This is a genomic window from Vibrio rotiferianus CAIM 577 = LMG 21460, assembly GCF_002741985.1.
GTDB classification, from domain to species: domain Bacteria; phylum Pseudomonadota; class Gammaproteobacteria; order Enterobacterales; family Vibrionaceae; genus Vibrio; species Vibrio rotiferianus.
Map to the genome: position 1 here is coordinate 1 of NZ_APHW01000047.1, position 8,439 is coordinate 8,439.

At 38.4% G+C, this 8,439-nt stretch carries 9 protein-coding genes; 3 read left to right on the forward strand and 6 right to left on the reverse strand.

Going from position 1 to position 8,439, the window contains the following annotated elements; all coding sequences use genetic code 11:
* A partial coding sequence (locus B853_RS15540; protein WP_211285372.1) for a peptide deformylase occupies positions 1-175 on the reverse strand: 175 nt, incomplete at its 3' end.
* 115 nt (positions 176-290) lie between these two features.
* Positions 291-1,823, reverse strand: coding sequence for a hypothetical protein (locus B853_RS15545; protein ID WP_038886599.1), 1,533 nt, complete (start codon positions 1,821-1,823; stop codon positions 291-293).
* 288 nt (positions 1,824-2,111) lie between these two features.
* Between B853_RS15545 and B853_RS15550 the strand changes: the two genes are divergently transcribed.
* The 3 genes from B853_RS15550 (at position 2,112) to B853_RS15565 (ending at position 3,516) form a co-directional block, all read left to right on the forward strand.
* Positions 2,112-2,639 carry a hypothetical protein gene (locus tag B853_RS15550; protein ID WP_038886601.1) on the forward strand — a complete coding sequence of 176 codons (528 nt, stop codon included), beginning with the start codon at positions 2,112-2,114 and terminating at the stop codon, positions 2,637-2,639.
* Between the two features lies 1 nt (position 2,640).
* Positions 2,641-2,868: a hypothetical protein gene (locus tag B853_RS15555; RefSeq protein WP_038886602.1), complete on the forward strand. Its 228-nt coding sequence runs from the start codon at positions 2,641-2,643 to the stop codon at positions 2,866-2,868.
* 345 nt (positions 2,869-3,213) lie between these two features.
* Positions 3,214-3,516, forward strand: coding sequence for a hypothetical protein (locus B853_RS15565; RefSeq protein ID WP_128826916.1), 303 nt, complete (start codon positions 3,214-3,216; stop codon positions 3,514-3,516).
* Positions 3,517-3,739: 223 nt separating this feature from the next.
* Here the strand turns inward: B853_RS15565 and B853_RS15570 are convergent, their stop codons facing one another.
* The 4 genes from B853_RS15570 to B853_RS15605 form a co-directional block, all read right to left on the reverse strand.
* Positions 3,740-4,168 (reverse strand): GNAT family N-acetyltransferase, encoded by a 429-nt coding sequence (locus B853_RS15570; RefSeq protein ID WP_038886603.1) that lies wholly within the window; start codon positions 4,166-4,168, stop codon positions 3,740-3,742.
* A 168-nt stretch (positions 4,169-4,336) separates the two neighbouring features.
* Complete coding sequence (locus B853_RS15575; protein WP_227741929.1) at positions 4,337-5,581, reverse strand: Atg14 domain-containing protein; 1,245 nt, start codon at positions 5,579-5,581, stop codon at positions 4,337-4,339.
* A gap of 785 nt (positions 5,582-6,366) precedes the next feature.
* Entirely contained in the window at positions 6,367-6,849 is a 483-nt protein-coding gene (locus tag B853_RS15595) for a DUF2314 domain-containing protein (RefSeq protein WP_038886605.1), read from the reverse strand.
* Positions 6,850-7,533: 684 nt separating this feature from the next.
* Positions 7,534-8,157 (reverse strand): hypothetical protein, encoded by a 624-nt coding sequence (locus B853_RS15605; protein WP_038886606.1) that lies wholly within the window; start codon positions 8,155-8,157, stop codon positions 7,534-7,536.
* Positions 8,158-8,439 lie beyond the last annotated feature (282 nt).

Genomic DNA, 8,439 nt, shown 5'->3' on the forward strand with positions numbered 1-8,439 from the left:
CAACTGCCTCTTTACGACCAACTTGAGTCGACGCCAAACCGATACCATTGTCAGTCGCATACAGCGTTTCCAACATATCGCCTATTAATGTTTGTACCGCCGTAATATCTCGCACCTTTTCCGCTTTGACCTTAAGCCTTGGATCAGGTGCAGTCAAAATTTCTAAAACTGCCATATTATCCTTCTAATTCTTGGAAGCTCATAACGCCGCATTAAGGTGTGAGCGACGCTTGGCTATACTTGAGCGAAGCGAAAACGCCAAGCGTTGCGAATCACTCTTAAATGCTTTGTTATAGTGATTTTAGATACTCATTTACATCCAAGCACAAAAATTCATCAATAAAATCACTCACTATTGTTGGGTAAAAAGTAATCATGATTGGCTTAATTACTGGATCACTTGAAAAGATAAATCCTTTACTAGTTAAATGCTTCTTAAGAAGTTCTATATTTTCTTCAGCCCAAGATATCTTATTATCAAACTTCTTTCGATAAGACTTTTTATCATAAACAAACTTATCAAGATCATCTATATAACCCGTGGGCTCGGAGGAGAATTGAACCATCTTACACTCGATAATATGCAACTCCTTTCCAACTTGTGCAATAACATCAATATCACCAACAGCATCTGGAATATGAGTGTTTTTACCATTTACTTTCATTTTCTTCAAAGATCTTTCACACTTAATATTGTTTTCCTTTAGTTTTTTAATCAAAAAATCTTCGAACCATGAACCTGAAAAATTTGAAAATCTATCTAAGCCTAGACTCATTTTTTTATCTAGAACTGTCCATTCGCTTGGCAGTTTTCTAAAACTCACACTACGAACTAACTGACTTAACTCTTCTAGAGCCATCGACTTAGAAAATAGCACTACACTTTTCCCATTGTCTTCAACTTCAAAAAACGCTCTTCTTAAAGCCCTATATTCCTGTTTAGGTTTGTATAACACCCTATCTTCTAATTTATCTTTTGTAATAGTGAAACCAGCAAGTAGTGTAACTACTTGTTCTTCTGTAAGACCGAATTTAGAGTAATCACTCGCTAGACAAGAAACCATCTTATCTTTTTCAAAATAGCAATACTTAATCTCATCATTTTGATCTATATTGAAGCATCCGATCAAACTTTGAATTAAATATAAACAACTAGAATAATCTATATTAAAGTATTTTTTGAACACAGCCTCAAAATATTCATTCTGCACATTAGCATCAAAGGGTGGTGAAAAGGCTAGTTCTTCATTGTTGGAAAAGCCATGTAAGTCTAGTTTATCAAATGCATTCTTCAGTTTGTTGCATTTGAATTCGACAAAATTGTAATTTTTACTATCTTCAATTATTAATTGACACTCTTCTGGAAAGAGGCTGTACCCGATTTGGCTAGACATATATAGTTCAACCATTTCTTCAGCGGCTATCCAACAATGAGATAGAGCTACTTTATGATCTATATTATCATCAACTTGATTTGGTAGTTTTGCTACAATTTTTTCAGCAAGATATTTTAATGCTCTTTTTGTTTTAGAGCCATACTCTCCCCAAAATTTAATTTCTTGCTCTGAGAGTTCACCTTTTTTATACCTAATAGACATCTCACAGTAATTTTCATATTCACTAAGAATAAATGTGAGCATATCTATTGATGCTGCCTTACTTAAATTAAATTCCAATATTTGTTCATAAAATGAAAATGCTTTTTTTAGCACGTCACCTATTTGATCTTTTTCACAATAAGCACCACGCGCGAAATTTGCATATATTTCTGATTCATAATCCTTTCGGATTTTTCTTTCGATACCTTCAAGTGGTCTATACATTTAATCCTCGACTTTAATCACTATAACGCCGCATTAAGGTGTGAGTAACGCAACCACGAAACCCGACCATACCGCCGTAAACACAAGACTCAACGATGGAATGAAAAGTGCCAAGCGTTAGGAATCACTCTTAAATGCTTTGTTATATGCCCTTTACCTATAGTTCCTAAAAATGTTCTTGAGAAAAAATTCTGAAATTTCCCTTGCACTTCAACCCAGAACGGGTAACACTAAGTAACACCACTTAGTAAGATACAAAGTAACACCCGTTCTGTATTGGAGATAAAAATGAAAGTCAGTAAAACAGTTAAGATTGACATTACAATATTGAAGAAACTAAAAAACATTTGTTCATACTTAAAGCAAACAGAGCACTCATATCTGATTGATGCTATTGAACAAAAGGTATCCAATGACTTTGCCACATACCGTAAATATCTCGAACCTGAGCAATATCGCCCTGAAAGCACCTGCCCCAAATCTGGTGTATATAAAGTGATTTTTTACGATTACGCGAACGATATGATTACATCCTCTTTAGGTGATTACTGGCAAGCCAAAGAGTTATCAGAAAATTCATCTGCTAAACACGGCATAAGTAGCAAAAATAATGAGGTGAAAGAAAACTCTTTGTTAGCAACATTTTTAACAGAGCAAGTCGGGGGAAAAAAACACATTAAAGAGTTCATCTTCGTAGAAAAAGGAAAGAATTTCCCACCCTTGGACTCTAAATATGCAAATTGCTACGAACTACTAAGTGAAGTCACTGAAGACTTTAATTATGAACTTGATTCACAGCTCTTAAATAGGAATTAATATGGCTCTAATGATTTTAAAAAGACTGCCAACAGAAAAAGAATTGGATGAGTGCAGCTTAGATTACCTTTACTTTTCAGAAGACTTTAATAGGCGAGTTTCATCAAACTCGCCATTTGAAGCATTTGTAAAAGACTGTGGTGACTTTATTATGCTTGGAGACTGGAGCATTGGCAAAGCAGACTGGTTTGAAGTCATTGATAGCAACATAAGATCTATTCATGGATAAACTGTATTACTAAAGGACTATTAGTTTTTGAGCTCTTTTGCCCCAATTCAATTAAGAATCAAACTTACTTAAAGATTAATAGTTCACGTTATGTGATACGCACCCGTCCATGGCATATAACGCCCTGTTAAGGTGTGAGCAACGCAATACCTATGTCGCCGCATACCACCTTAATCACTAAAACCACCGCATAGTAAAAATGCCACGCGTTGCGAATCACTCTTAAACAGTTTGTTAGTCGCGAGGCACCGAGCGACAATTTTAAGCCGAACTAAACTTTGCGAACAACAAACTTTATGTGCTTTGATGCACTTAAGTCAGGCGTAGTCTCAAAACGGCTACTCAATGAAACCACTTGGAACAAACAACTCCGTAGAAAACGGACTGACAACACCAAAAAGCGCTTTTGGAAAACCAATCTCACAGTGCGGACTTTCAACAAAATCACTGAAACCACGTGGAAATTACCACACCAGAGAAAACGTCTTTTCAGCGAGTGAATCGGCTTTTGTACCAACAAACTCACCGAGCAGAGTTGCAACTAAGAACAGACGCTCGATTGCCCTGCTCTGTCAGCACCAAAGAACAAAAATACCGCTTGGACACTTGCAAAACTTTGGACTTGAAACAGCTGAAACTGAGTTTTGACCACGATGAAGAGTCTGTATAGCAAACAATCATCAGCCAAATCTTAAGCTTAGAAACATGATTTTGATTGCTAACTTTTTCTGGCGACTAACGCCGCGTTAAGGGGTGAACAACGCCACCACCTAGCCTAAAACATTGTGCCGTAAACACTAAAGTTGAATCAAACTGAAAATGCCAAGCGTTGAGAATCCCTCTTAAACGCCTTGTTATACGCGTGCTGGCACTACAACGGAACTTTCATAACCTTATGATTTGGTTCACTTTCAATGTCAACCGCTAACCAACCTAAAGACTCGTACAACGATGGTACATTTGTGTAAGCATACAGGTTACTTTGAGTTGTTGCTGATACTTGGCTAACACCTCTATTGATCAGTTCACTAGCAATACCTTGACCACGCCACTCTGGTGATACATAAACAGCATTAAACCAAATAACTTCTGAGTCACCATGAGGTTCTTTAAAGCGCGAATATGCAAGACCACCAACAACTTGATTAACTCTGAGAGCAACAATCACTGGTGGAAGGTTAGCTTCTGATTTATAGGTATCTACGAATAGAAAGTCAGACCATTCCGTTTGAAACAGCTTCTCTAGAGCAACCCAATTCTGACTACTTTCATCGCAATTTCTGAATACTACCTTGTTCATATTGGCTTATTTCCTCAAAAGCGTATAACGCCCAATTAAGGTGTGAAGCACACAACCACTACACTTAATTGACCACCGTAAACACTGAACTAAACCCAAACCAAAAATGCCAAGCGTGCTGAATCACTCTTAAATTGTTTGTTAGTTGCCTTTCTCCAGTACGTAGTGTTATTTGGCATTCTTTGATTCTCCTGCTTTCATTACTCCTATGATATCTTTAAGTTTATCGAGAGTTTGTGGCTGAAAATCGACTTGTTGAATTTCTTTAAATGCACTTTGACTTTCCATGTTCCAGTTTTCAAAAATGGACTTCATATCTTCTTTACTTACATCGTTGCCATATATTTCCAGGTACAGCTTACCGAAACTAATAGCATGTGTACGTTCGGTACGTTTGAGAGCTTCGTGCATATAAGCATTTGATTGGTTATATGCATGCTTAGCCCACGCACCAAATAAGCCAATGACAATTAACCCCTTGAGCATGAGGTAACCGAAGAACAACCAACTAACATCCGCTTTGTCGGTGTTGCTGAATTCATAAGCACCGTAGGCTAGAGCTAGTAATGACGCACCTACCGCGCAAGCTAATGCTACATTACCCTTAAAACTCCAGTCGTGAGCTTTTGTTTTGTACTCCGTTTCCTTGGCTTCTAGTGCGGACAACGCATTTGACACATATTCAGGTACTTTTGCATCAATTCTGTTCTGTATCTGCTTTTCGTGTTCTTCTTTTAGTTTAAGTAATTTAGCTGACAGGTCATTTTCACGTTTTTTAAGCGTGTCATGCTCTTTTTGAGCTCGAATCTGCTGATCATGTAAGTGCTTTTCTGATTGAGCAATCTGTTGCTGTATCAATGACAATTTGTGTTCAGATTGTTGAATGCGAGCCTCTGCCTGCTCTTGTCTTAATTGGGCTTGCTGCTCCAATGAGCGGATGCGGTCTATCGCTTCTTTTTCTAATGAGTTGTCAATTCGGTTTGCTGTAATATGGCTAAGCTCCTTATTTAGAAGAGTTTCTTCGTTAATTAAACGCTTCCACTCTTCACGGGCTTTTACCGATAGTGTGTTTAACAACTTAGTTCGAAGACTCGACGAAGAACTAGACAGAACCCTAAATTTAGCTTCATGCGATAAGCTCGAAACAATTTTTCGGATGTTAGCTTCCGAAGCTAACAACAGGTATTTGTTAATTCTATTTTCAGGAATTCGCTCAAAGATTGCGTTCAACGATTTTGGAGATTGCGAAGAGAACAGATCATTTAAATTGCGCTCACTCATATGTGATAGAAACCTGTTTAGCTCTTGCCCACTGCTTTTTACAAGCAGTGCATCAAGCTCACTAGTTTCCATAGAATGATAAAGATTTATCAATTTGTCTTTAGGCATATTACCTATTCTTACGTCTTCCAAACTATCCACCTATTCTGAAATGTTCCGCTTTGGCAACTAACGCCCTGTTAAGGTGTGAGCAACGCAATACCAATGCCACCGCATGCCACCTTAAACACTAAGCGCAACGCATAGTAAAAATGCCAAGCGTTGCGAATCACTCTTGAACAGTTTGTTAGTCGCAAGGCACCGAGCGACAATTTTAAGCCGAACTAAACTTTGCGAACAACAAACTTTATGTGCTTTGATGCATTTTAGTCAGGCGTAGTCTCGAAGCGACTACTCAATGAAACCACTTGGAAAAAACAACGCCGTAGAAAACAGACTGACAACACCAAAAAGCGCTTTTGGAAAGCCAATCTCACAGTGCGGACTTTCAACAAAGTCACTGAAACCACGTGGAACTTACAACACCAGAGAAAACGTCCTTTCAGCAAGTAAATAAGCTTTTAAACCAACAAACTCACCGAGCAGATTTGCAACCAAAAACAGATTTTCGATTGCCCCGCCCTATGACCACCAAAGAACGAAACAACCGCTTGGAAAATAGCAATGCATTGACTTATAACCGATGAAACTGAGCTTTGACCGTCGAAGATGGAACTATGAATCAAACAACCAGTAGCCAAGTTTGAGCTTAGAAACATGATTTTGACTGCTAGCTTTTTCTGGCGACTAACGCCTTGTTAAGGTGTGAGGCACGCGATGCCGAAGCTTCCGCATACCACCTTAACCACTAAACCTAACGCATAGTAAAAATGCCACGCGTGCCGAATCACTCTTGAACAATTTGTTATGTTGTGGACTCAAGGCAGAGGCATCCATTCTTTTACGCCTACATACTGGTCATATTTGTCTTGTTCGTCTTTTGTTTTTTGGTCTCTGATGTAACGCATTGAAAATCCACCATACATTGAACCACTGTTATTCAAAGACCAATCTACGATATCTTCATCTGAAACTGAGTATGCTTCACCGACGACAATATGGTCTAACTGAGGGAGTGTTTCAAAAGCTTGAACCACGAAAGACTTTGAATCTACATCTACCACCATGAACCATAAGTAAGCACCTTGTTCTGGGAAGTATACTTTTACAAGAGCAAAACTAGATGCAAGCTCAGGTTTAGACAATAGCTCGCGAAAGAACCCTATGCTCGCTTTAGCTTCGGTAATTGTCCTCTGCCATAAAAGGTCAGCGGATAAAACTGGATTACTCTTCACTTCGTCACCCGAAAAACTTAAACCTGAATGTAGAATTGATACCAATAGTAGTAGCCAATATTTCATTGTTAGCCTCAAACAACATAACGCCTTGCTAAGGTGTGAGTAACGCAATACAAAAGCTACCGCACAGCGCCTTAATCACCATAAGCCACCGCAAAGTAAAAATGCCACGCGTTACGAATCACTCTTAAGCAATTTGTTAGTACATGCGCTACTTCTATTTATACGCTCCAAGATATTGAAAAGTGGCATGATATGAAAGGCTTTGAACACTGAAGTGAGACGGGCAGCTACAAAACTTTACCCCATTGAAAGACGAAAGTTGGCTAGAAGAAAAACGCACTGAACTGCTCTACTTTCACTAGCTTCAAATTAGAAAAGGATTCGTTCCTCGTACTTGAACAGCCACGCTAAAAGTAATCAAGGTTCTCTCAAAAACCACCACAAAAATGAAGAAGCACCAAAGAAATAGGCTCAGAGTTAGAAGCCGTAAACGGTGAAATCAAAGCGAACATTCCGCATATAGTGCCACCGGAAAGAACGTGAAAGGCACTAACTGAAAGGTGTACAGACGAGCGCCAAAACAGATACACACCAAAACTTATGACCTTTGATGCCAAACCCGTACTAACGCCGCATTAAGGTGTGAGCAACGCTACCACGAAACTTAACTATACCACCGTAAACACTGAACCCAACGATGGAATGAAAAAGGCCAAGCGTTGGGAATCACTCTTAAATGCTTTGTTATGTGTTTGAATTTACGACCAATTCAAAAATTTGACCCGTAGCCTTTCCTGATTTGATATGCTTCATACCCACCCTATAGAAGTAGCCTGATTTTACTGGATGTACGACATGAGTCTGTAATAACAGTGTCGATTCATTTAAGGTTTTGACAATAAATTCATATTCTTCTTTTAGCTTTACTTGACCTGGGTTATCAAGTGGATTCGTCGAGTGCAAAAATCCATTACACCTTTTGTAGGCGGCTTTTAACTTAGTTTTAGATAAGTAAGGTAAAGGTCTAGCCACAAAATTGTCCATACCGTCCTCTCCTGAAGTAACGATATATGGTTCTGGATAATAACGAGGATTTGCTTTGGAAAGGTACTTCATAATTGTTGCTAAATGCCAGTCCTTTTCCGCTCGACTTGAGTATTTTCGGTACTCATTTTCATTTATTAATAATGGTGCTTTAACTATTATTTCTAAGATTTTTCTGAGTTGCAGGTAAGAAAACTCAATGTCAGTAATTGAAATACTTGATTCAAGGGATTGAGTTATCAGAGATTTTCTTCTTTTAATGTCCTCCATTAGAAGAAGATACTTTTCTAGAATTTCTTTATTTACATCAGTTTCCGAACCCATTTTTTACGCCCTTACTCCAATCAAACACATAACGCCCAATTAAGGTGTGAGCCACGCTACCACTACACCCAAATTTGATGCCGTAAACACTAGACTTAACCCAAACCAAAAATGCCAAGCGTGGGGAATCACTCTTAAATTGTTTGTTAAGTGCATGAAACCCCACCTCCACTATTTGGATTGGATTGCTCGAATAACTAAACTTCCAAGCTGCCTAGTATTGTGTGCGTTTCCATTAACGTTAAGTACATTGATTCCAAAATGCTCAGCTACCTCTCTTAA